The 23933-nt window shown below is 57.8% G+C and carries 18 protein-coding genes and 1 tRNA gene; 7 read left to right on the forward strand and 12 right to left on the reverse strand.

Annotation, left to right across the window (positions count from 1 at the left end):
* Positions 1 to 13 precede the first annotated feature (13 nt).
* The 5 genes from K6T36_RS15815 to K6T36_RS15835 all read left to right on the forward strand — a co-directional run bounded on the left by K6T36_RS15815 (position 14) and on the right by K6T36_RS15835 (position 3270).
* The gene (locus K6T36_RS15815) at positions 14 to 1543 is read left to right on the forward strand and encodes a TROVE domain-containing protein (RefSeq protein WP_222923661.1); all 1530 of its coding nucleotides are present in this window, start codon (positions 14 to 16) and stop codon (positions 1541 to 1543) included.
* A gap of 27 nt (positions 1544 to 1570) precedes the next feature.
* A tRNA-Gly gene (locus K6T36_RS15820) sits at positions 1571 to 1643 on the forward strand.
* Positions 1644 to 1702: 59 nt separating this feature from the next.
* Complete coding sequence (locus K6T36_RS15825; protein ID WP_222923662.1) at positions 1703 to 1996, forward strand: hypothetical protein; 294 nt, start codon at positions 1703 to 1705, stop codon at positions 1994 to 1996.
* A 71-nt stretch (positions 1997 to 2067) separates the two neighbouring features.
* Positions 2068 to 2742, forward strand: coding sequence for a MarR family transcriptional regulator (locus K6T36_RS15830; RefSeq protein WP_222923663.1), 675 nt, complete (start codon positions 2068 to 2070; stop codon positions 2740 to 2742).
* Between the two features lie 204 nt (positions 2743 to 2946).
* The gene (locus K6T36_RS15835; RefSeq protein ID WP_222923664.1) at positions 2947 to 3270 is read left to right on the forward strand and encodes a DUF6788 family protein; all 324 of its coding nucleotides are present in this window, start codon (positions 2947 to 2949) and stop codon (positions 3268 to 3270) included.
* A gap of 358 nt (positions 3271 to 3628) precedes the next feature.
* Here the strand turns inward: K6T36_RS15835 and K6T36_RS15840 are convergent, their stop codons facing one another.
* From K6T36_RS15840 to K6T36_RS15855, 4 genes are all read right to left on the reverse strand, one after another.
* Entirely contained in the window at positions 3629 to 4906 is a 1278-nt protein-coding gene (locus tag K6T36_RS15840) for a Cdc6/Cdc18 family protein (RefSeq protein ID WP_092635370.1), read from the reverse strand.
* Positions 4907 to 6001: 1095 nt separating this feature from the next.
* Positions 6002 to 8161, reverse strand: coding sequence for a type B DNA-directed DNA polymerase (locus K6T36_RS15845; RefSeq protein WP_222923665.1), 2160 nt, complete (start codon positions 8159 to 8161; stop codon positions 6002 to 6004).
* A gap of 241 nt (positions 8162 to 8402) precedes the next feature.
* Positions 8403 to 9707, reverse strand: coding sequence for an RNA-guided endonuclease InsQ/TnpB family protein (locus tag K6T36_RS15850; RefSeq protein WP_188873103.1), 1305 nt, complete (start codon positions 9705 to 9707; stop codon positions 8403 to 8405).
* Between the two features lie 324 nt (positions 9708 to 10031).
* Positions 10032 to 11015, reverse strand: a complete 984-nt coding sequence (locus K6T36_RS15855; RefSeq protein ID WP_188873102.1) for a formate/nitrite transporter family protein — start codon at positions 11013 to 11015, stop codon at positions 10032 to 10034.
* A gap of 463 nt (positions 11016 to 11478) precedes the next feature.
* On the opposite strand from K6T36_RS15855, the gene K6T36_RS15860 reads away from it, so the two are divergent.
* Positions 11479 to 12237, forward strand: a complete 759-nt coding sequence (locus K6T36_RS15860) for a potassium channel family protein (protein WP_188873101.1) — start codon at positions 11479 to 11481, stop codon at positions 12235 to 12237.
* A 273-nt stretch (positions 12238 to 12510) separates the two neighbouring features.
* Here K6T36_RS15860 and K6T36_RS15865 read toward each other — a convergent pair whose 3' ends face one another.
* The 3 genes from K6T36_RS15865 to K6T36_RS15875 form a co-directional block, all read right to left on the reverse strand.
* Complete coding sequence (locus K6T36_RS15865; protein WP_222923666.1) at positions 12511 to 13797, reverse strand: RNA-guided endonuclease InsQ/TnpB family protein; 1287 nt, start codon at positions 13795 to 13797, stop codon at positions 12511 to 12513.
* A 173-nt stretch (positions 13798 to 13970) separates the two neighbouring features.
* On the reverse strand, positions 13971 to 14276 hold the full coding sequence (locus K6T36_RS15870; protein ID WP_222923667.1) for a DUF8156 family protein: 306 nt from the start codon (positions 14274 to 14276) through the stop codon (positions 13971 to 13973).
* 2 nt (positions 14277 to 14278) lie between these two features.
* The gene (locus tag K6T36_RS15875) at positions 14279 to 15223 is read right to left on the reverse strand and encodes a hypothetical protein (RefSeq protein WP_225935251.1); all 945 of its coding nucleotides are present in this window, start codon (positions 15221 to 15223) and stop codon (positions 14279 to 14281) included.
* 270 nt (positions 15224 to 15493) lie between these two features.
* On the opposite strand from K6T36_RS15875, the gene K6T36_RS15880 reads away from it, so the two are divergent.
* Positions 15494 to 16615 carry an XdhC family protein gene (locus K6T36_RS15880; protein WP_222608967.1) on the forward strand — a complete coding sequence of 374 codons (1122 nt, stop codon included), beginning with the start codon at positions 15494 to 15496 and terminating at the stop codon, positions 16613 to 16615.
* Between the two features lie 47 nt (positions 16616 to 16662).
* On the opposite strand, the gene K6T36_RS15885 is transcribed toward K6T36_RS15880, so the two are convergent.
* The 5 genes from K6T36_RS15885 to K6T36_RS15905 form a co-directional block, all read right to left on the reverse strand.
* Positions 16663 to 18249 (reverse strand): AMP-binding protein, encoded by a 1587-nt coding sequence (locus K6T36_RS15885; protein WP_222608966.1) that lies wholly within the window; start codon positions 18247 to 18249, stop codon positions 16663 to 16665.
* 129 nt (positions 18250 to 18378) lie between these two features.
* Positions 18379 to 20832 carry a xanthine dehydrogenase family protein molybdopterin-binding subunit gene (locus K6T36_RS15890; protein WP_222608965.1) on the reverse strand — a complete coding sequence of 818 codons (2454 nt, stop codon included), beginning with the start codon at positions 20830 to 20832 and terminating at the stop codon, positions 18379 to 18381.
* Positions 20825 to 21442, reverse strand: a complete 618-nt coding sequence (locus tag K6T36_RS15895; RefSeq protein ID WP_222608964.1) for a (2Fe-2S)-binding protein — start codon at positions 21440 to 21442, stop codon at positions 20825 to 20827. Before K6T36_RS15895 ends, K6T36_RS15890 begins: the two co-directional genes overlap by 8 nt.
* Positions 21439 to 22323: an FAD binding domain-containing protein gene (locus tag K6T36_RS15900; protein ID WP_222608963.1), complete on the reverse strand. Its 885-nt coding sequence runs from the start codon at positions 22321 to 22323 to the stop codon at positions 21439 to 21441. The genes K6T36_RS15895 and K6T36_RS15900 overlap by 4 nt, the downstream gene beginning before the upstream one ends.
* Before the next feature lie 15 nt (positions 22324 to 22338).
* On the reverse strand, positions 22339 to 23919 hold the full coding sequence (locus K6T36_RS15905) for a class I adenylate-forming enzyme family protein (RefSeq protein ID WP_222923490.1): 1581 nt from the start codon (positions 23917 to 23919) through the stop codon (positions 22339 to 22341).
* Between the last annotated feature and the right edge of the window lie 14 nt (positions 23920 to 23933).

A 23933-nucleotide genomic window follows, 5' to 3' on the forward strand; every position in this document is an offset into this window, starting at 1 on the left:
TCCGGGTGATAGGATGGAATTCAACACCCCAAAGCAAACGGTCGCGGAGGCAACGCGGACCACCAACTACGAAGGTGGGGACGCGTTCGAGCCTGCCGACCCCCGACTCGCACTGTACAAGCGCACGATCAACCAACTGCTGGAGGGCTCGTTCTACGAGACCGATGACGAACAGCTCGCTGCTGTCGTTCGCCAGTTCGATGCCGCCGCAAACGAGGACCCGGAGTTCGTCCTGAAGCTCGCGGCCTATGCGCGCCAGGAGCTCTACTTGCGGGACATCCCACAAGTACTGCTCGTGCTGGCAGCCAACGACGACCGGTTCAAGGACGACTCCCCCGAGTCGCTCATCCGCGAATGGGCGCCGGCGATCATCCAGCGGATGGACGAGACGGCCACCGCGCTCGCGGTCCACGATCAGCTCTTCGGCGTGACTGCGCCGTGGCCGCTTCGACGCGGGATCGAGGACGCGCTGGTGGAGATGGCCGACGCCTACACGCTGGGCAAGTACGACCTGTCGCGGCGCGAGGTGACGCTGCACGACGTCTTCAACCGCGTCCACCCCACGCCCGTCGACGCCGAGCAGGAAGCGCTCTTCGAACGGTTCATGCGCGGCGGCCTCGACGACTATCCCGACGTCGACCCGTTGCCGTCGCCCAACACGTGGGAGACGGTTATCTCCGAGCGCGGCAACACCCAAGCCGCCTGGGAACTGCTCATCGAGGACGACGAGTACACGCTGCCCATCTTCGCGTCGATCCGGAACCTCCGGAATATGCTCGAAGCCGGCGTTCCGGAGGACACCGTCGTGGATCACCTCGACCTGGAGGCAGTCCGACACGCGCCGCTGTACCCGTTCCGGTACTACCAGGCCTACACCGCGCTGCAAGACGCGGATGTCCAGGCACCAGCGGTCGAGCAGTGGCTCGAAGACGCAATTGATGTCGCGGTCGAGACGGTGCCGGGCGGATTCGGCGATACCTTTGTCGCGGTCGACCTGTCGGGATCGATGGATCAGCCGCTGTCCGCGAACAGCACGCTCCGATTGAAGGAGATCGGTACGTTGTTCGGTGCGATCCTGGCCGACCAGGGTGTCGACGTCGGCGGGTTCGGCGACGACTTCCAGACCGTTCCGATGCACGTCGACACGCCAGTCCTGCAGCGCCAAGCGGCGGTGTTGGCGATCGACGAAGACGTCGGGAACTCGACGAACGGCTGGAAGGTAATCGATTACCTCCGCGAGCGAGGTGAGCCCGTCGAACGCATCGTCGTCTTCACCGATATGCAGATCTGGGACAACACGCCGTTTACAGCCCGCGATTCCCAGACGGTCAAGGACGCGTTCGATGCGTATCGGGACGAGGTGTCTGCGGACACCGCGCTGTATCTCGTCGATCTCGCGGCCTACGGCGACCTGGTGACGCCAGAAGGCTACGAGAACGTCTACAACATCTCGGGGTGGTCGGAGAACGTCCTCTCGTTCATCGAACACGCCGAGAATCCGAAGCAGATCATCGATGAGATCGAGGCGTTCGAGCCGACCTAGCCCTGTTCGGATCTTTTCTTTGAGGATGCGCGAGTGGTGGAGTTCGGAAACACGCGGTCGTGCCACGACCGAGACGGACGTTCGAATCGTCCCTCGTGCACTCGGAGTACAGTTGTCGAACATCTGGCCCGTGAGACGCGCCTCAACGGAGATGATAATATGGCAGTATCCAATACCACCGACCTAGACTCGACGACAATTGCCGTCGTGACGATTCGAATCCCCTGCGGCGCGGATGGGGACCTCGTCACTGACACTGAGAAGCGTATCTCGCGGCCCGAAACTATCGATGACGTCACGATTGACGAATTGGATAGTATCGAGCCACAGCTGTCGGCAACACTCATTACCGTCGAAATTACGGTCCGGTGGGCTACGGCGATTGGCGAGGAGGAAGTCAGAGACAGACTGGCTGGTGTCTCGGGACTTGAGTCAGTCAGACGGATTGCATAGGCCGTTCAGAACGGCATAGCCGAAAGTGTAGTAATCTATTTGACTGTTACCAGGATATTGGTAATTATTAGATGTACGAACCGTTTGATGAGACGGCTGTTAGAGTGTTGCTCGCGGTCAATCCTGGGGATTCGATCCGAACGGTAGCCCAACATCTCCACACCCCCTACGAAACGGTTCGACAAGCAGTCAATCAACTAGAGGATGCAGGGTATCTTCGATATGATGATGGACTGTTCGTGACCGACGATCGCGTCCGTAAGGCGGCACGAGACCTGCTGGCCACGAGTGCCGCCGTGAATCCACCGTCCATCGAAGAGGCGTACGTACTCCCACAGTTCGGTGACTGGCCCTTCGCCTTTACACAGGTGGACGCCGTCTACGTGTGGACCCAAGGGGGCTATCAGGTTGGTCGCGAGCCCGGAGACTACCCGCTCTTTCTTGCCGTCCTTGAGAATGACATCGACGCCTGGCAGCGTTTTTTCGAACGGTTTGGAATCCCAACAGGATTTGAGCGACAACCGGAGGAATCATTTGAAGGTCCTCTCCAAGTCGTCCTCAACGAGCGTTCGGTGCTCAACCCCGACCACGTCGAAGGATATCCAGTCATCTCTCGGCGCGAGACGATAGAGTTCATGCGGAAGCATTATGCGACGTTTCAGTCAGCACTCGCTATGCTCGATCGCATGTACGACGATCTCGATCTCGACGTTTCCTACCGTGAGTCAGAAAGAGAATGCTGGTGAGTTTCACAGCAGCAATTGAATTATCGACCTCCTCCACGGTGAGGTTTAATTGATTACCGTTGGTTTGACATCGACAGCGTTCCCGGGTTGCTATTTTTGAATAGTTTGCTATTCATACTCTTCAACCCGTGACGAGTCGATATCTGATTAACCAACAAATCTATGCCGATACGCACTTTGTTGGTTAACACGAGGCGACCGCTGATGTCCTACGAACCACCGACGCCGCCGGCGGAACTCCCGACAGACCTCGTCAATACGCTCAACGAGTCCTCTTCTGAACAGCTCCAGTACGTTGCCCGCTACGCTGAAGAGCTAGCTGAGCACAAAGCTCGCGAGGCACGTCTCGAAGAGGACTCAGATGAAAGCGAAATCGAAGAACGCCCCGACGATTTGCCGGACGACGTCCCGGCGAAGGCCACGATCACGATCAAGGAGATTAACGACAACCGCTACTACTACTGGCAGTGGCGAGAAGGCGAAAAAGTGCGTTCCCAGTATAAAGGCCCCGTCAGTCCCGACGAGTAGACGATAGTGAACTGTAGCTGAGTGTTTGTTCAGCGCAATTAGTAGCAGAGGACACGCCCCAGAGTGTGAATGGATTCAACCCACCCCACACCCCTCAGTGTGAATGGGTCCGGTCAGTCCAAACAGGTAACACTCGGAGAGAAGATACCCACCCCACGTTTCCGTCGTAACTGGAGGTCGGTGGAGGGAACGCAGCCACGATCGAGGGGATCACACCCCCCACGTTTCCGTCGTTTCGTCACCCGGCCAAAGTCGATTATTGGGAGTAGAAGACGACCTCGGATCACCCACCCCACGTTTCCGACGTATCGAGAGATACACTCGTGATCAGGGGTGTGGTCAGCGACCGAAACGGGAGCTAGGCCAGGTCTTCCAGCCGGCTGTCCCGGAGGACAGATTTCAGCACGATGCCGGTATCCTGAACCAGCCGATGCTCAAGATAACTGCCTTCACCCCGGCCACCACCGGTCCGAGTTGATTCAACGACACCGAGGAACGCCTGCTCTTTCAACAGCTCATAGACGCGGTGCTCGCTGAGAGTCTTCGCATCAGCCTTCTCTGTCGTCGCTTGATAGCGCTCGTAAATTCGGTTGGTAGAGAATCCATCCTCGTTCGGATTTTCCTCGGTGAGCAGCGCGAGCGAATAGAGGATGAATTTGACCTGTGTCGTCGACCCGCGTAGCAGCTCCTCGAACCGATCGATTTCAGCCCACTCCTGAGCATCACGAACGTGTTCCTCGACGACCGTCTCGACGTTTTCTCGTTCGGCTAGTTCGCCGGCGTGACGAAGAATTTCGATTGCCTTTCTGGCGTCACCGTGTTCTTGAGCGGCTAGTGCCGCCGTCAGCGGAATCACATCATCAGAGAGAACGCCATCGTGGAACGCGTCCCGTCGATGCTTCATAATCTCGCGAAGCTGATTCGCGTCGTAGGGTTGGAAGACGAACTCTTCCTCGCGAAGACTGGACTTGACGCGTTCGTTAAGCTGGTCACGATACTCAATCTTGTTGCTGACTGCGATGACGCCCAGGTGGCAATCTGCTTTCCCCGATTCGCGAGCCCGCGACAACTGCATAAGAATATCATCGTCATCGAGTCGGTCCACCTCGTCGAGAATGATGATGACTGACTCGTAGGCAGTATCCAGAATCTCCCAGAGATAGTCGTAGTATTCACCGCTGCCAATCCCTGCGCGCGGAATATCGAAGTCAGTCTCGTCCGTTTCGTTAAGTGAACGAGTTACCGTCCTGGCAACACGCGTCTGTGTGTTGTGCTGCGCGCAGTCGACGTAGACCGTGCCGACGGACACACCGTTCGACTCCGCGGCTCGTCGCGCTCGTTCGGTCACGTGACGAGCAACCAGTGACTTCCCCGTACCCGTTTTCCCGTAAATAATCACGTTGTTGGGCGGATCGCCACGAACGATCGGTCTGAGTTCAGCAGCAACGGCTTTGATCTCACCATCTCTGCCGACGATACGTCCGCTTTCAGGGACGTGGCCAACCTTCAGCAGCTCCTTTCGAGCGAAAATGTTGGCTCGGTCAGGGTCGTCTTCATCAAAGTCAAAGAGGGGATCGTCAGCGGGATCCTCGTAGCGGCCGTCGAAGTCAGAGAGTTGGGACGGTTCCTCAGCCATCAATATAAGACATCGCGGATGGGACCTACTTAATGATTTGGCTACCTCGACCAGAGTGTAAATCGGGCTATGGTCGTCTTCTGATGTTTTGTCGCTGCCGTATCATCCTCACAAAGGGTCGAGTCGGTCCCGAGTGAAATCGGATTCGGAGCGACAGTTACCGACGCAGACGGGCACCCCCAATCCAGAGTGAAAACGCCGGACTGGAGCGGGTTTGACACACCCCTAGTCAAGAGTGAATAGCCCTCCAGCCGGAGAGCAGAGTACTTGGTTGAGGCAACACCCCTCGTCCAGAGTGAAAGCTCCGGTGTGACGAGTTGGAGTGGAGTGTGGACCCCGAGTGACAGTGACGAGCGTTTGTCGGCACCCCCAATCAAGAGTGAAGACGCAGGCCAGATCTCCAGCCGAAGCAAAGCAGGGTACAGTAGGAACTGTCGGGATTGGGTGTCTTGATTACGGTTGACGAGGGAGATACCAATCCCGATTTCGGCCTTTGATGCCGCTTAGCTGGTTGGCGAATAGTCAGAATGACGATTGTTCCTTCAACGTCTCATAATACACTGACGACGGAATCGAACCCCCACACCCCTCGTCCAGAGTGAAACGCTACGAGAGTCCCTCGGTTGACCGGGCGGAAACCACACGGCGAGTCGGCTGAGAAGTGCCGAAATCACAAGGCGTGAGACGTGTATCTCTCTAACAGCAGTCGTCACACAGCCGAGGATCCTCTAAACATACCAATCTACATAGTATTACCTAGAAGTTTTATTACTACCTGCTCCTTACCATTCCCCAAGTGCATTCAGCACACAAAGGAGGACGAAGGCGGCATTCGTCCGGGTGGTTTCGAACCGCTACTTGTGTTCCCTGTTTCATTCCTTCCCTGTTTTCCCGTCTCAGGCTGTCTATCCGTGATTCTTGCTGACCACCTCTCACGAAAACCCCTATTTCCCGTGGACCTCACCCCACACCTCTGATTGGTTTTCACTCTGGACGAGGGGTGTGTGGGCGAGGTATTCTCTCCGGCTTCCAGTCCGTGTCTCCACTCAGTATTAACCAACATATCTCCTGACACATCGACAGTGTTGGTTAATCTCACTCAATCTCGGTGAAGGCGGCCAAGTTCGTTTCCCTAGTTTCCGCGATCTCGCGTTGAATCTCCGTCCGATCCCAGCCAAGCGGTGACAGCACACTCTCAACAGCTCTGACGAGTTGCGTCTCGTAGTACGACGCATCGTACGACTCGACCTCCTCGTGAGTCAACGCGACCCGTTCTCGCGAGCTTTTCTTGTCGTCGACGACCACGTACTCGATGTCTTGGCCTGGATGAACAGCGAGATCCTGATCGCGAGCCCGCTTCAGCGCCGCCACGTTCTGGGTGTTTTGCGTGTATCCCTCCAGCGGCTTGGAGACACGATTCCGTTCGACGAGCTGCTCGACCGGCACCGTTCCAGCGTGGAGGCGCTTGATAGCATCCTGAAGACAGTCGAGTACGGCGTCCGGAGATCGAGTCGCGTCGAGCCGTTCGAGACAGTTCCGCTGGACGTCCTCGATGAACGGCGGGGTTGAGCGCTGCCGGGCTTCGATGCCTCTGATCTTAAAATCGTCGTCGCCGGCGACCTTCCCGAAATACTTCGTCAACGCGCCTGCGTTGCTCTCGCGCTGCGGGACGAACGCCACCCAGTCGTAGTGCGCCTCGTGTTCGAGCCGAATCTCGACGCGTTCCGTAATCTCCGTCGCGAGCGTCTCGAGGTCCTCGCGGTCCTCGTCGTCGACGTCGGGGTCCGGGGTCACCCAGATGGAGTCGACGATCCCGTGGACGACCCGCCAGCCGCCGGCTTCCAGCCGTTGTTTCGCCGTCAGCAGAATCTCGCGAGCGAACGCGTTGATTGCCTCGTGACACTCGATACGGCCGAATTTCGCGTTGCTGAACCCTTGATAGCCGAAGCAGGCGACGAGGATCCACTTCAGCGCTCCCGACCGCCCTTCGAGTTCCGCCAGGCGGTCCTCGTCGGGGTCGTCCCGTTCCTTCTCGCGCCGGATGGCCGCCTTGATCTCGTCGCGTGCGTCGATGATCGGCTGTAGCACGTCGACGAGGTAGCCCCGGTCGTCGCAGATCGAGTACCCGAGCCCGGGGACGTCGTCGCAGTCGCTGTGGCAGTCACATCGGATAACGTCCGGCGAGACGTTCCGGGTACAGATGATGTTCGGATACAACGAGGAGAAGTCGAGTTCGTGGACGTTCTCGTGGAGGCCGACCTCGGGCGCGAAGATGAAGCCGCCGCGGTCGGCGTCGTGGAGCGTCCCCATCGGCTTGTAGAACTCGTGGCGCCAGGAGTTCCACGGCACGAGGACGCCGCGGTCGTGGGCCTCGCAGATCTGGATCGCCGTGAGGACGTTCCCGATCGACGCCCACGCGAGCTCCTGGACGGGCTTTTTCGAGCGCGACACGAGGTCGAGAACGCCGTCGAGGTTCGTCTCTCCGTAGAAGAACGTGTTCGACTCGTCGATAATCGCCCGGCCGGGCACGTTGTACCGCGCCGGCGAGTGGCCGACGCGGCCGTAGCTCGAGTACGTCGACCGGCTCGCGAGTTGCTGGTAGTCGACGTCCGGCCACCGACTCAGCGAGAAGTCGTCGACGCCGGCGTCCGTCGCCATCTCGTACAGGGTCGGGACGATCTCGCTCGTCGAACAGACCAGGACGTCCGGATCGTGTGCGTCGAGCGCCTCTTGGACGGCGGTCAGGATATCCGTCGGCGAGCCGGTGACGGTGTCGCCGGCGACGGACAGTTCCTCGTAGACGTCGTTGCTCGTTTCGGTCACCGGAATACTGAGCCGGAGCGTCGACAGCTCGCTCGCCGGCGTCGGATCGGCACCGGTCTCCAGACAGTATCGGAACTCTCGCGAGAAGTCGACGTTGAAACAGGCGAGATCCCCGACTGGATACTCCGACAGCTGGCGCGCTTGCCGGGCAAGTGGGGTGACGCGGTCGATGTGGGCGACATCGACCGCGAGAACGGCCTCCTCGTCCCGTCGAAAGCTGGGGCGTCGCGCAACCAGTTCGGTCGCGACGACGTCCGGGTGCTGGTCGTACACCGATTGGAGGGTTGTGAGATCGAGGTCGGTCGCTGGGTCGCGAGCGGCGACGTAGAAGCGTGGGGTGTACTTGTCTCGTTCTGTTACGACGGCACCGTCGGTGGTCGCCTCCCACTCTAGAACGCGGCCTTCGTCCAGGAAGTCGATTGTGAACGGCATTCCTGTAGAACAAATAGGTGGTATTCCGGATAACCGATGGCGTGTCACTTCCGGATTTCAGAGAACGATGTTCTCTCTCGCAACCATCTCGGTCACGTCGACGACGGATGTTGGTCGTACACCGACTGAGGGACCGTAAGGTCGAGGTCAGCCTCTGGGGCGTGAGGGAAGACGTAGAAGCGTGGGGTGTATTGACATCCTCCCACGGCTGAACCGTGGGATTCCTCCGGTGAGGCTGTGGTTATACCGTCCCCACGGAGGCAAGTTTCCCGTCGCCGGTACTCCGGTCTGTGCGCTCCTCGTTGGGACTGGCCCTCTCGGGAGAGCGTGGTGACTCCGACCAAGTGTGGTCGTCCCACGTGAGGCGCACGGGCCATGCCATCGACCCTGTCTCGAATTCAGTGCCAGTCTCCAGTTCAAGAAACGTCCGTGAGGCGTCGAGATCAGCGTGGCTCTCGTGTCCACACGAACACCGAAACACGTCGCCATACCGCTCTGTCTCCACCTGCTCGCCACACTCGACACAGGTTGCCGTCGTGAACGCCTCTGACCGCTCTTCGACAAAGATTCCGTACTCCTCGGCAGTGTCTTTGAGACGATCGACAAACGAGCGGTGTGCCCAGAACTGGTGGGTCTTCTCGTTGACTTCTGGGTGCCAGTGTGTCGAGAGCACGTCAGTGAGGTCGCCCACATACACCGTTGCTACGCCCTCATCATACAGCCGTTCGATCAGATCACGACAGAGTGCTTCCTGCGCGTGGTCACGGCGACGCGTTCGCTTACGGTACAGTCGGCGAATCCGCTGACTGCTGTACCGACCCTCGCGAAGTTTAGATTGTAGACGGGCGATCTCTTCGGTCGTCTCACGGAAGTCAGCGAACAACTCGCGACCCTCGTAGAGGAACCGTTTGCCGGTCGTCGTCGTACAGGCGACGAAGTTGTTTGCGCCCACGTCCAGAGCAGCCGATTCGTCGGCTAGTGGTGAATCCCGTTTCGAATCTGGTACTGTGACGGGCTGAAAGGCTCTGAACGTGTCGCTCACTTCGTCGTACTGTATTTCCAACTGCCCTTTCTCGCCGTCCCACTTCCGGCTCCCAACAAGTTCCAGACGGAGTCGCTCGTAGTATCCGAGTCCGTACTTCTCTTTCAAGTCTTGCCCTACGGGGATCTCGACTCGACTCCGCTCGCCGAACTCAAGCGTGTACTGGTCGTTCCGGATAAACGTACGCAGCTCACGTCCAGCGTCTTCGCTACCCCAGTAACCGGGCGGAGCGGCATCCCCACTGTCTTCACGGGCAGCGAAGAACGACTTCCACGCCGACTTATTCTTGCGGATTACTTGTTGAGCGGTGGCTGAGCCGAGGACACCGACGTACTGTTTCCGGTAGTCGGCGGTGTCCCACACTGAGTTGCCATCAAAGAACTGTTGGCGACGTTCGTAGTTGAGTTCGTTCCAGAGACTGGCGGAGGCGTCCAACAATTCGCGGAGTAGCCGCTCGTCGCCGTCAGTAAGCGGTCTGACCGCGAAGGTGTTGGTTCGCCTCACGACAACAGTTTCTTGTCCTTTTACGAGTAAAGGTCTTTTGGACGATGAGACCAAACATCGACATCAGCCACACGCTGGCTGGACGCGTGAAGGACTACAAGGAGGCTGCCGATATGGACAGTCTGAGTGAGGCGTATCGAGAGGTGATCGAAGCGGGGTTGGAAGCGGTGGAACGTCCAGACGAGTCGTAGTCAGTGAATAGACCAGGCCGGCTCTATTGAAACTCTCTGCCGCTGATAGTTTACTGAGGCCGTGCTGAATACAGAGCGCATATTCAGCACCACCCCACAAAATGGAGAGTTGCAGGTTGTCTATAGTACAACGTCACCTAGTTGTGTCGGATTCCTCCTCGGGTCCACCACCGTTTTCCGGTAACTGGATGCCCGGTCTCGGCGTTTCGAACGGGCGACCGCCTTTCAAACTGAACAGCATCTCCCGGCTCGACAGAACCCGAATCTCCGGATACCGGCGTCTCACGGCTTGCGCGTAGCTCGCGAGCGCGACCAATACGACGCCACCAGTCGTGTTGCCAAGCAGGATCGGAAGCCAGAACTCATAAATCAGGGTGAGTACCCCCGGACTCGGCGTCTTGAGAAACACGACGAAGAGTGCTTCAGCGCCCGAACTCACGACGTGGTACAGGCCGAGGACGGGAATCGTGTAGAAGACGAGATAGGTGATTACGACACGCGAGATCGTGTCTCGCGCAGCCGTATGGAGCCACACCACGCCAGCAACAAGCCACCCCGCGAACAGGGCCTTGAAGAACAGGTCCCACCAGCCCAGTTCGAGGCCGTGCTGGAGGAATTCGGCTCCGACCTCCATCTCTGCCGGCGTAAGTACGTGCGTGTTTGCGAGGATGAACGCGCCGAACGCGGCACCGATGACATTCGCCAGCAGGACAACGCTCCACATGCGTAACAGCAAGGGGAGACTGGCCAACCGGGTCAGCACCAGCTTGACCGGTGGGAGAGTGGTCTCGGTGTACAGTTCGTACCGTCCGAGAATGATGTACATGAACCCGATCGGATACAGCACTGCGGCGAGGAATCTATTGTTTGGGAACGTCGCGGTCCCGACCGTGTAGCCGATGAACGTCAAGACGATCGCGAAGCCGGCGGTGAAACCGCTGAAAAACAGTTCCGAGAGCGTGCTGGCGATTTCCTCGTCGGCGGACGCGAGCAGCCGTTGATGGATTTCATTCCATGAGAAGCGATCACCGAGTGCCCAGCCCGCTGCCGGGACGCCGGAAGCAGCCCGGTCCTGGGATCGGACGCCTGGTGGCGAGTCCTCGGATTCGTCGCTCATGAATACCCTCCAGACAGCAACTGCTGTGGTTCGACTGTATCCGGAGTCGGGTCCGCTCGTCGGATCTGAATAATCCGCGATCCCGGACTAAGATGAAATGGTGGTACCATAATGTCTCTCCCCGAGTATAGGTGATAATGTGTAGCATTATAAATTTATCAGCGGCAAGCGGGAGACGGCTACCGGCGTTCGGACGTATGGCGTTCCGTTATCCCGTGCATGTGAGTCAGGGCCAACTAACTGGTGACTATTCCTCTGAAGCTGCCATTCTGTTGACTACATCCTCTATACTCAGCACGCGACTCTTGACAGTGTTCGGTGAGGTCTCTGCAATCATGCTGAATAGAGGGCGCGAATCGGTCACTGGCACAGCATCCAGTATGTGCGAGTCGGATTGCTCAGAACAGAGCGTGTAGTTCGTGTGAGTGCTGACGTTTACAAATACGGGAACTCACATCGAAGTATGGTTGCCACGTATCCAATACTGTCACTCCTGATCATCTTCGCGCTGTCACTGTTGATTGTGCGTACTGGCTCGATCGCGCTGGAGATGAACGGCCTCTCACCGGATGTGGCCTCCTTTCAGGCCACGTCAGCATTCTCTGGAGCGGGATATACGACCGAAGAGGCTGAACAGGCTGTCACCACGGCTGGCCGCCGAAAGACCGTGAAGGCGCTCATTCGGCTCGGCAGCATTGGAATCATCGGTGCGATTTCGTCGCTTGTGCTTTCGTTCACGCGTACTAGTGGCGATAACCTGTTGGGATTACTGTACATTCTCGGTGGTGTCGGTGTAATCGTCCTGTTCGCACGAAGCCGATGGTTCAACCGCCTCGTCACACCACTTATTGAGTGGGCACTTAGTAAGACAACAGAGTTGGAGGTCACGGATTATGTCCAGTTGCTCGGGTTGCAACGCGAGTATCGTGTGGCGGAGGTGGATGTCGAGGCGGGGGATTGGCTGGCTGAGAAGACGATTACTGAACTGGATTTACCGAGCGAGGGGGTGTCGATACTCGGCATCCGCCGGGAGGACTCATACATCGGGGCGCCGCAACCAGATGTGGAGACGAAACCCGGAGACACACTCGTCCTCTATGGGAAACGAGACCGTCTCAAAGAACTGTCAGGCCGCCTCAGTGGAGAGACAGAGGCCCGAGAAGATGCTGTCGAAGACCACGAAGAAACCCTCGAAGAGCAAGAACAACTCATTGAACAATAAGCACTCCCTTTCTAGCGGATGGTTCAGTAGAGTGTGGTGAAATGAACGGACTCGCCATGCTGAACTCACCCTCTATATTCAGCACGCGATACCTGTCAGGCCTTGAGGGTTTCAACAGAGCCACCAGGCCATATTGGCGCTCAGACCACCCCTGAAGATATTGGCTCCGCTCCCTACGTATCATCGCGCTCGGTCGCGACGGCGCCGTCGGCGGTTGCCTCCCACTCCAGGACGCGGCCGTCGTCCAGAAAGTCGATAGTAAACTGCCCCATCCTACTCGCTCACGGCTTCGCCGTTCGCTTCGTTGCGGGTGGGGCTTTCGCATGGACTCCCGTTCTGTCCGCCGTCGGCGGAAGGCTCGTAATCGCCATTCACGTTCAACGTCCCGCGATTCAAGCGCACGTTTACGGGTGCGCCTCCGCCCGACGACTTTTGCGCCGAGCGGAGATACTTCAATCCGATATTCTTCGCCGCGTTGTAGTCCGCATGGGGGGAGTATCCACACTTCAGGCACTCGAATACGTTCTGCACATCCGAGGTCGGACGGTTGTTCTCGTGAGTGAAGCCGCACTTGGAACACCGCTGGCTCGTGTACGCAGGACTCACCTGTTCGACCGAGATACCGACCACTTCGGCTTTGTACTCGACGTACTCGAACAGGCGGCGAAACGCCCACGCGTGGAACTTCTTTGCGTTGGGCATCCGGTCACGAATCCCGGTCAGGTTCTCGAACGCGATCACGTCGCAGTCGTTCTCGGCGGCTTCCGCGACGAGTTCCTTGGAGACCGTGTGTAAGAAGTGATCGTAGCGGCCCGTCTCAGTACGTCCGACCGACTGGATGGTTTCGTGTGCGGCCCGCGTGCCGCGCTGGTGGAGTGACCCGCGACGCTTCTCGAACTCGCGGTGCCAATGATTCAGCTCCGACCCGTTCCAGAATGTCCCTGTGGAGGTGACGGCGATGTTTTCGATGCCGAGGTCAACGCCGAGGACTGTGCTGTGCTCGCCGTTGCCGTCGTCGGCAGTCTCGAACTCCACGTCCGCCTTTGTGCGGACGTGAAGGTAGAACTCGCCGTCGCGGTAGTGCAGTTCTGCGCCCGTCACTTCGTAGTCGTCGTTGTATAGATACTCCGAGTGTGGTGTCTCGCGGTTCTCGTCGGGGAGGACGTATTCAGCGGAAATCCGTCCTTCGACGGTCGAAAGTGTGGCGTGGTCGTCGTTGAATGTCGCACACCGCTTGTCGTAGACGAGCGTCGGCGCGGTGAAGTTCGGCTTCCCCGCATAGTCCCCTTGCTTCCACCGGGCGACAACGCTCTGTACGGCGTCGGCAGCCTTGTTGCGAGCGTTCTGGACGAGATTCGCTTGCAGCCGAGTCTCTGCCCGCACGTCGTCATAGGTTTCGCGTTGGAGTTCGGCTTTGCTCGTCGTCTTGTACTCGCCTTGCCACGCGTGGTCGACGACGTAGTTGGCGGCCCACAGAAACTCGGAAATGGTTTCGTGGAGGAGGTCGGCGTCGCTGTCGGCCACGTCGAGTTTGACGGGGACGGTGCGTCGGACCTCCATCCGTGTTTCAGATGTACGCATGTGTCTTTATATTCGCCACGATTCGGTGGGAGTCGGTAACCCATCGAGCGTGGATGGCACAGTATCGTGTCGGTTCCCTCTCCACACAATCTCTCGCTTCGCTTGCCCGGTGAGGTCGGAATCTTTCCCTTGCATCACGCTGAACGGCATCGTCACGGATTCGAGTCCGGTGGGGCACTCTCTTGATCATCGCGTGCTGCGACCGCGGCTTCGAGTTCCTCGAGGCGCTCTTCGTGATCGTCGAGGCGCCCCTCCTGTTCAAGATCGATGCTGAGCAGCGCCGGCAGCAGCGGGTTTTGGTGGTTCAACAGCCCGCTCGCGTCGGCATGCTCGCGGGCGTACTCGAACAGCCGGTCGAAGCGCGGCTGGTCGCGACGCCGCAGTGCCCGGCGGAACTCCGCCCACCGCTCTTCGATGGCCCGGAGCGCATCCCGGTACGTCGGGTTTGTGCGCCCCATCGCTATCGGCCTCCTGTCCCGGTCGCGGTCCACGCATCGAGCAAGGGGTCCGCAGTGGCCGCCACCGTCTCACCGTCAGCGGTGACGCCCGTCCCGACACCCTCCGGGGTCGGCGTCGACGGCCCCGGTGTCGTCGGTTCCACGCCGACCTGCGTGGCGCGTGCCGCGAGCAGCTGCCGCCAGTACGCGAACGTCGTCTGGTAGTACGCGCCGTCGTCGACGGGATAGACGAGCGTCTCGAAGTTCTCGCCGACGACCCGTGGCCCCATCCGGGTTTGCTCGCACTCCAGGTGGTGGTCGGCGACCGTCGCGACTGACTCGGTGAATTCGTTTCGTTCGTTTCGCGTAACGAGCACCGGGATGTCGTACCCATCGGCGTAGGTCGCCAACCGGGCGAGAGTTCGAGCCTGAAGGGTTTTCGCGTGGGTCTCGCCGAGGGTATCGTCGGCGCGGTACTGGGTGTCGACCACCGGCGCGACAATGAGGGCGGGTGTATGGGGCGACGTGTCCGCGTCACGACCTGGCGTCCCTCGACCGGCCGCCCTGGCGTCGGTGGTGGACATCTGGATCGACTTGTTCACTGCCGTCGGGAGATCACAGACGGCGCCGTAGTGCTGGTAGGCGGTGAATCCGCGTGCCACGTGGATTCGGTTGAGCAACCGTTGACTGGGCGCGATCTGAGCGAGTGTCGTCGTCGTCGCGTGTCCGTTTGCGTCGACCCAGAAGGCGGGCCCGTCGTGCAGGAGGAGATGGTCGAGCACGAGCGACTGCAGGATCGGGACGCCGCGGCCTCCTTCGACGTCGAGCAGCGTGATGCCGTCGTCGAGCTGCGGCAACAACATCTCGTCCGTAGCCGGATCGGCCTGGTCAGCGAGGGACCGATTGCGGTCAGCGCCCCGTGTCGGCTGGTCCACCGCCAATCGGTCCGACGTTGAGTGTTTTTCCATACACGACTAGAGGTCTACATACCCGATAAGCCGCGGCGTGTCGCTTCCGCGTTTCAGGGAACCGATCAAAATACAACGAGTGGCGTCGCTGTTTGCGTGTTTTCGTGTTAGGATGACCACTTCCGAGAACAATTCCGATATGAGGCGCCTCCTAGAATCAGTCAGCTCTGAGAGTTATACTGGTCAGTGTTACTAGTCAGTTAATTCATATGAGAAATGGAAAAACACCGACAGAGAATTGTCGCTGGAGCAAGACACTGATGACAGTGTATGCCCACATCACCAGATAGTCCGTGGAGTGCGACTAGTTCAGACATACATGACGCAATCGCGGAGATCGTTTCGACGAATCGGGAGGCTGCACTTGCGACCGTCATATCGGTTGAAGGATCCGGGTATCGTCGTCCGGGTGCCAAAATGGTCGTCGAACCAAAGGGTTCAGTAGCGGGAGCAGTGACGGCTGGATGTCTTGAGGATTCTGTCGTGGAACTATCGGCCACGGTACTTGATCAGGGTGAGCCACACATCCAAACGTACGACCTTACGAGCAGCGATGATCCCGACGCTTGGGGGCTCGGTCTTGGCTGCAACGGCGTTGTTGAACTGTTGGTTGAACCGATAGACGAGAGTTATCAACCAGTCGTAGACGAACTTCAATCGGGGCGTTCCATGACCGTTATCACGACTCTCGAGTCCTCGGTGTCCAGTACGGTCGCTGGTGACCGAGCAGTCATGGGGGAGAATGAATCAGTCATTCCCAGTGTTCGCGGACTCCCTTCACACATTGTTGATGCCGTCAGATCGTCTGGAGAAGACTTCTCTGCACCGGAAACTCGAACTGTTCAAATCTCAATAGATGGTGATCCAGTTCGCATACTTATCGACCGCTTCGAACCGGCACCCAGACTACTTCTCTTCGGTGGCCAGCCAGACGCGGGACCAGTCGTCAACTTGGCAAACAGCGCGGGGTTTGATGTCCACTTACACACTGCTCGCGGCGGTAACGCGGACCCAGGGCGGTTTCCCTCCGCAAGTGAGGTTACGGCGACGCGACCGTCGGATGTAGGCGATCATGTCACTCGGCCGGACCACACCTATGCGATCGTCATGTCGCATAATTTCGTAGACGATCGACTCGCACTAGAGTCACTATTAGAGACTGAAGTCGACTATATCGGTGTAATGGGTCCAGAAAAGAGGTTTCGTCAACTAACCGACGAGCTACCTATCGACGTGGACAGTAATCGGATCGCTGCCCCTGTGGGATTGGACCTTGGTGGGGACGAGCCAATGGCGATCGCATTCAGCATCGTTGGAGAGCTACTTGCAGCCCACAATGGTGGCAGTGGGAGACCCCTCTCGAAGCAGGACGGTCCCATCCATCCACGGTAACACAGCTAAATCCCGCCACTACGACCGATCATACACGAGATGCGCGATTATACGTTGACGTTCGCGTAGACGGTTACATCGAGGTCATCGATTCCAAGTTTTCGTCGTAGCACCTTTCCTACATTACTCTTAACGATCTCATCGACGAAGACATATTTACGCGGTCGCTTGAAGTCGGCTAGGTCAGAACTTTCGCGACAGTAGTCATCGAGCCGTTCGGCCAGTTCCGAAAGACCTGTTGGCTGGGATCCGGGAACGGTCACAAAGGCAGTGACTACCTGGTTCCAACGTTCGTCCTCGAGGCCGACCACTGCTACCTCGTCGATCTCCTCGTGTCCATCGAGCACGTTCTCAACTTCCACTGGATAGATGTTCTCGCCACCGCTGATGATCATATCATCAACTCGACCGACGACGAACAGATCGCCATCCTCATCTCGATAACCAAGGTCCCCGGTGAAGTACCAGTCATCCACAAACGCCTGCTCGGTTGCATCTGGGCGATCAAGGTATCCGTCGAACGCCTCCGGAGAGGTTGCATCGACGATAATCTCGCCGAGCGTTCCCGGGTCAACGGTACGTTCCGGATCGACTGCCTCGTCGCGCTTTGCGTCTACAACGCGTACTCGCGTGTTGATCCCTGCGCGGCCAGCTGATCCTGATTTTTCGTCGATCCACGAACAGACACTATAGGTGTACACCTCTGTACTACCATAGTGATTGACGAAGACGCTTGGTTCAAACGTGTTCCTCACTTGGGCCTCAACGGATTTGGTCATCGGAGTGCCGGCGTATCCCAACCGCTCGACGCTGGATGTGTCCGTACCCTCGATGGCCTCGGATTTTACCAGGTCGTGGAACACTGTTGGGACCAGATAAAGACTCGTCAACTCCTCTGACTCGATCAGATCAGCGGTTTGTTCAGGTGAGAACGAACGTTGAGCTACCCACGTGCCGCTGAGGATCATGGTTGTGACGAGTGACCGAATCCCCATGGTATGGTATATCGGCATAAGCCCAAGCGTCCGCTCCCCGTCGACCCACTGTGACTGAATCGCATGTGCCTTCGCCGCAGTGTACGTGTTCGTGTGCGTTCGCGGAACACCCTTTGGCTGGCCTGTTGTACCGCTCGTGTGTAGAATGATGCTCGTCGTATCCGGTTCGACCGAAGCCGGTTCATGCGGCTCCGCATCTTCAGCCAGCACGGACTCGTAGGGCGAAGCGTACGTTGGAATATCCTCGTCAATGTAGACGAGGTTGATATCCGAATCAAACGATTCGTGTGCTCCGTCGATCGCCTCACGGCCGATCTCGGAGTAGATGATCACATCCGGATCTGTATTATCCACTAGGAACGTCAACTCGTCGGCAGCCGCCCGAATATTGAAAGGTACGAACACCGCACCGATCTTCTGCACCGCCCAGTAGATCGTTCCCGCTTGAACACGTGGTTGCATAACCACGGCCACGCGATCGCCAGGACCGACGCCGAGGTCTTCCAATCCCTCTACTAGTTGATCGACACGCTCGTTCCAATCGTTGTAGTCGTACTCGACACCCTCATCGGGATCGACGACAGCGGTTCGATTTGGATTCCGTTCGACTGATCGCTGAAAGACTCTTCCCATGTGCATGCTTGACTCTCGCACGACGTTGATGATTCACACGAGGGAGTCCATTAAAAACATTCCGCTGAAATACAACTTGTGTTACAGACATACGCTTGTTCCAAATTAGATAACCCACTGAATCGTCTTCCTCGGTCAGTCGCTGCTCTTCTCGCCCTCTGCTTCTTCGATGAGCGACCACACGCGAGGTGGTTTGAGCGGGAGCGATGTGATTTCCACGCCAAGCGGATCGAGCGCGTCGTTGACGGCGTTCGCGATGGCTGCGGGCGCACCCTCAGTTCCCGCCTCCCCGGTTCCCTTCGATCCCATCGGTGTCTTCGGGGACGGGGTTTCGATGTGGTCAGTCGTTACGTCCGGCGCCTCCTTTGCGGTCGGGACGGCGTAATCCATGAATGTGTCCGTTTGGAGTGTCCCACTGTCGTCATATCTAAGCTCCTCATAGAGACTCCCTGCTAACCCGTGGAAGATCCCTCCTTCCACTTGGCCATCTACGATCTTGGGATTAACGATCGTTCCGCAGTCGTGAACTGCGACGTAATCGAGGATGTCTATTTCGCCGGTTGTCTTGTTCACCTCGACTGCAACGAGTTGCACCCCATATCCGTATGAACCTGAAGAGTTGATCCGATCATCTTCGTCAATCGGCCTTGAGTCGTCCATGCTGAACGTGTGCTGGGTTCGGAGGCCGGGTTCGATATTGTCCGGGAGTTTCGATGGATTCCAGTGAGCCGTCCCCGCGATCTCTCTGATAGATATCGCGCCACCGTCGGGCCCGTGTGCACGACCGTCTTCTAATGATATCATCACGGGATCGACATCCAATATTACGGCCGCGATACGTCGCATCTGTTCGGCGATTTGCTCGCTCGCGTTCTTGACAGCGCTGTGACCGACCGTGGCGAATCGTGAGGAGTAACTTCCCGATGAGACGCTCCACGCTTTCTCGCTTGTGTCCATGCCCGAAACGACGGTGATTGCTTCCGGGTCGACTCCTAGTTCATCAGCCGCGATTTGGGAGGCGGTCGTCTCGTGTCCCTGTCCGCTCGGAGCGGAATCGAGTTCGACCACTATACTCGCGTCGGGTTGCACCATCATCGTGACAGCACTGACGGCACCCGACTTGGGGTGCCCCTTCTCACGCTCTTCCGGCGGGAGGGCCACCGAAACGTATCCCATATTAGAGGCCGACGGGTCGATGATCGCCGCACAACCGATTCCTATGTACCGGTTGTTCGCTCGTGCCCGGTCACGCCGGCCGAGATAGTCCTCGTACTCGAAGAGTTCTTTCGCCCGTTGGAGTGCTTTGCTGTAGCGTCCGCTGTCATACTCTCCGCCTGTCGGTGTCCGATATGGGAACTCATCTTCGTCGATAAAGTTCCGTTCGCGGAACGCAGTCGGGTCCATGCCGACGACATCAGCCATGCAGTCTATGAGTCTTTCAAGACCGAAGTAGTACTGGTGACAGCCGTAACCCCGATTTAGCCCAGCTGGGCATTTGTTCGTCTGAACCGCGCGGAATTCCCCACCGAAAGCGTCGAAGTCGTACGCATTCACGTAATTCCCGAGCGGACGGAACGTGTTACCTGGCTCTGGAGCACGAACGTATGCTCCAAAGTTGTCGTAGAGGTCGACCCAGACGCCTAGGATATCGCCCTCCTCGGATACCGCGCCACGCATACGTTGAGTCCGATCCGTGTGACACGCGCTTGCCTGAAGGTGCTCTCTTCGACTTTCGATCCACTTGACTGGTGCACCGGCCTCGCGTGAGGCTATCACTGCTGCCGCGATGTAGGGGTAAATATGCGCCTTGACACCGAAACTTCCTCCACTGTCGGATGGTACCTTGAACTGTAGATCCGCCTCTGACATCCCCAATGCGCCCGCAACAACAGGATGCATTGTGAATGGGCCTTGGAAGTTTGACCACACAGTCGCGCCGTCACGAGCTGTGTCGTACTCGGCAATGACTCCGTACGTCTCCATTGGCGCACTCGTATATCGGGGGAATTCGAACTCTCGTTCGACAACGTGGTCCGCACGTTCGAAGGCTTCGTCAACAGGACCGTACTCCAATTCGCGGTAGTTGGCGCAATTTCCACTGGGATGGATCTGAGGAGAATCGTCGTCCAGTGCTTCGAGTTCGTCGGTAACCGGATCCAGTCGCGTATAGTCGACGACAATATCTTCCAGCGCGTCGGTCGCACCGTACTTGGTCGTCGCTACAACCATTGCCACAGGCTCGCCGTCGTATCTGACCTTATCAACAGCTAGCGGGTAGTACTCGGGCGGATTCTGGACACCGACTGCGAAGGGATCCATCTGCTCTGCGATGTCTGCGCCCGTAAGGACACACGTCACATCTTCACGGCGTTCTGCGGCCGTGGTATCGATATCGTCGATCTCGCCGTGAGCAACCGGAGACCGGAGGAAGGCCACGTGATGGAGATTCGAAGTCGGCTCAAAGTCGTCCATATACTTTCCTTCGCCGCGTAGGAGGCGGTCATCTTCACGACGACCCATGGGTTCTCCGACCGCGGTCGAGTCAGCATCCGCCTCCGATTCCTCTTGGCGGTCGAGGGCGTTACTCATCGTTTCCCTCGACATCGTCTGCGATTTCACAGTTACACCCTTCACAGGGGGTTGAGTCGATCCCTCCGTCGGCTACCGCTGGTTCATCCTCGCGAAGTCGGGCCGCAGCCCACTCGATACTGTCGACGATCGAGGTGTAGCCCGTGCACCGACAGATATTCCCTGAGATAGCGGACTTTATTTCCTCTCGGGTTGGATCTGGATTCTCTCGAAGCAGAGCTGTGGCTGTCATAAGGAACCCGGGTGTGCAGAATCCGCACTGGAGGCCATGGTTCTGCTTAAATCCCATTTGGAGCGGGTGGAACGTCGTTCCTTCACGGGTTTTCATGGCGACCCCGTTCATTTCTGCGCGTTTTGCAAGTCCCTCGACGGTCGTGATTTCGTCTTCATCGACCGCGGCGGCGTACAGCATACAGGACTTCTTGGGAACACCGTTATGTAAAACGGTACACGCACCGCACTTGCCGACAACGCAGCCCTGATGCGTTCCTGTCAGTCCCACCTCTTCACGTAGGAAATGAACGAGAAGTCGCCGATCTTCCGTCTCCCGGACGTACTCTTCCCCGTTGATTGTCACCGATACAGTCGTTGTTGGTGTGTCGTCGGTCATAGCTCCTCCGTTGCTCGATCGTAAGCACTGCTCAGCGCACGCTTCGCGAACTCTCCTGCCATTGCTTCCTTGTACTCCCCTTCGGAGCCCTCCTCATCCGGTTGAACTGTCTTCTCTACAGCCGTCGCTGCTGCGTTGAGCGCGTCCTCGTCAAGCGTCGTTCCTTTGACGACCGACTCTGCGTCGGTCACGCGGACAAGGGGTCCGACAGCGCCAACGCTTACCCTTGCCTCTGTCACGAGTCCGTCTGTGTCAACTCCCACAACTATCGCGACACCCACAAGGGCGTAATCTCCCGATCGCTCGGCGTGTTTTTCGTACGCACTCCCAACAGCTACAGCATCTGGAACGAGCGATTGGAGTTTCGGTAACCGTGCGCCGGTCAGGATCTCCTCGTCATCCATGTCGACGGTGAACATCCCGAAGTAGAATTCCTCGAAGGGGACCTCCCGGTTACCCTCCGGTCCGGTCAACTCAATCGTAGGGTTCAACACCTTCATAACTGGAAGGTAATCTCCGGAGGGATCTGCTTCGGCGAGCGTTCCGCCGAACGTGCCCTGGTTCCTAACGGGCCAGTCGGCGATCTCTCCGATACACTCGCTGAACAGCCGAACGTGGTCCTGAATCGGATTGGCTTGCTGGATATCGGTGTGTTTCGCTAGCGCACCGATTCGTACTTCGTTTTCATCCTCCTCGACATACCGAAGTTCTTCGATGTCCGTGATGTCGATGAGGTAGTCCGGCGAGGCAAACCTCGTTTTCTGGAGTGGCACGAGACTTTGCCCCCCCGCGAGCAGTTCCGCATCGTCGTACGTTTCGAGCGCGTCGAGAGCTTCTTCGACGGTCCGCACCGAAACGTGTTCGAACTTGCGTGGATACATGTGGCGTCCGTCACGTCAAACATCGACTACGTGATGCACGTCAACATCTAGCTCCCGTTGTTGTAACTCTTTCCGCAGTATTTTCCCGACGTTACTCTTGGTGAACGAATCGATGAAGAAGTACTTTCGCGGCCGTTTGAAGTTGGCCAGGTCGGCGCTGTTCCGACAGTGTTCGTCAAGGGCATTGACAATCTCCTCGTAATTGACCACCTCGGGATCGTTAGCGAGGGTAACAAATGCGGTGACCGCCTGGTTCCACCGTTCACTGGGTCGTCCGACGACTGCGGCCTCCGCGACAGCCTCATGTCCTTCCAAGACCGTTTCGACTTCGATTGGGTAGATGTTTTCGCCGCCGCTGATGATCATGTCGTCGACACGGCCAACGAAGAACAAGTCACCGTCTTCATCCCGGTATCCCAAATCCCCCGTGAAGAACCAGCCGTCGACGAGAACATCGTCATCTCTATTTTCTGTGAGGTATCCGTCGAACGCCTCCGGAGAGGTCGCGTCAACAATAATCTCGCCGAGCGACTCGCGGCCGACGGTCGCGGTCGGATTCGGACCACCGTAGTCACTTGGTTCGACGACACGAACCGTAGTGTTGATCCCGGCATATCCCACGCAATTCGGCTTCTTGGACACCAAGTCACAGATAGCGTGCGTGTACACCTCCGTGCTGCCGTAGTGGTTAACAAAGGTCTCAGGATCGAACTGGGCCTGAATTTCGCGAACGGTTGCTGGACCCATGTTGGATCCAGCGTATGTCACGTGCGCGACCGAGGAAAGATCTGACTCCGACGCGATGTCCGACTGCAGGAGGTCGTGGAACACTGTTGGAACCAGATAGAGACTCGTGATCTCTTCTGTTTCGATCAGATCGGCAGTCTCACCAGCTGAGAACCGGCATTGACAGATCCACTTACCACCGAGGAGGATCGTCGTTGCAAGGGTGTGGATACCCATAGTGTGCGACAACGACATTAGGCCGAGCGTCGACTCACCGAGCGACCAGGAATTCTGAATCGCATGAGCTGTCGCGGCCGCATGTGTGTTCTCATGGCTTCTTGGGACGCCTTTTGGGTCTCCAGTCGTGCCACCAGTGTGAAGAATTAGGCTCGGTTTGGTCGCGTCCACATACGTCGGTTCGAACTTAGAGTTACGGCCCGTGTCACGAAGTGACCTGTAAGTCATCGCACCGGGCACATCCGAGTCGACTGTGATGAGGTCTGCGTCAAACTCGTGAGTCATCGATTTGACGGTCTCCGTAACCTCATCAGCGACAACAAGTACATCCGGCGCCGCGCTCTCGAGTAGGTACGATAGTTCCTCCGGCGAGACGCGGAAGTTGTACGGAACAAACACTGCACCGATCAGTTGAGTCGCTGTGTATAACGTGGCCAGTTCGGCTCGGTTCCGCATCGCTGCGGCGACACGATCACCAGTTCCGATACTGTGTTTTTGCAGCGCTGCTGCTAGTTCGACGCTCTCGTCAAACCATTCTCGATAGGTGTATCGGACGTCCGATTCCGGATCAACAAGTCCGACTGCGTCCGGCGTTCGCTCTGCCGTCCGTTCGAAAGCCTCTCCCATGTTCATGATTAATGAATATC

Source organism: Halobaculum roseum (assembly GCF_019880245.1).
Classification (GTDB): domain Archaea; phylum Halobacteriota; class Halobacteria; order Halobacteriales; family Haloferacaceae; genus Halobaculum; species Halobaculum roseum.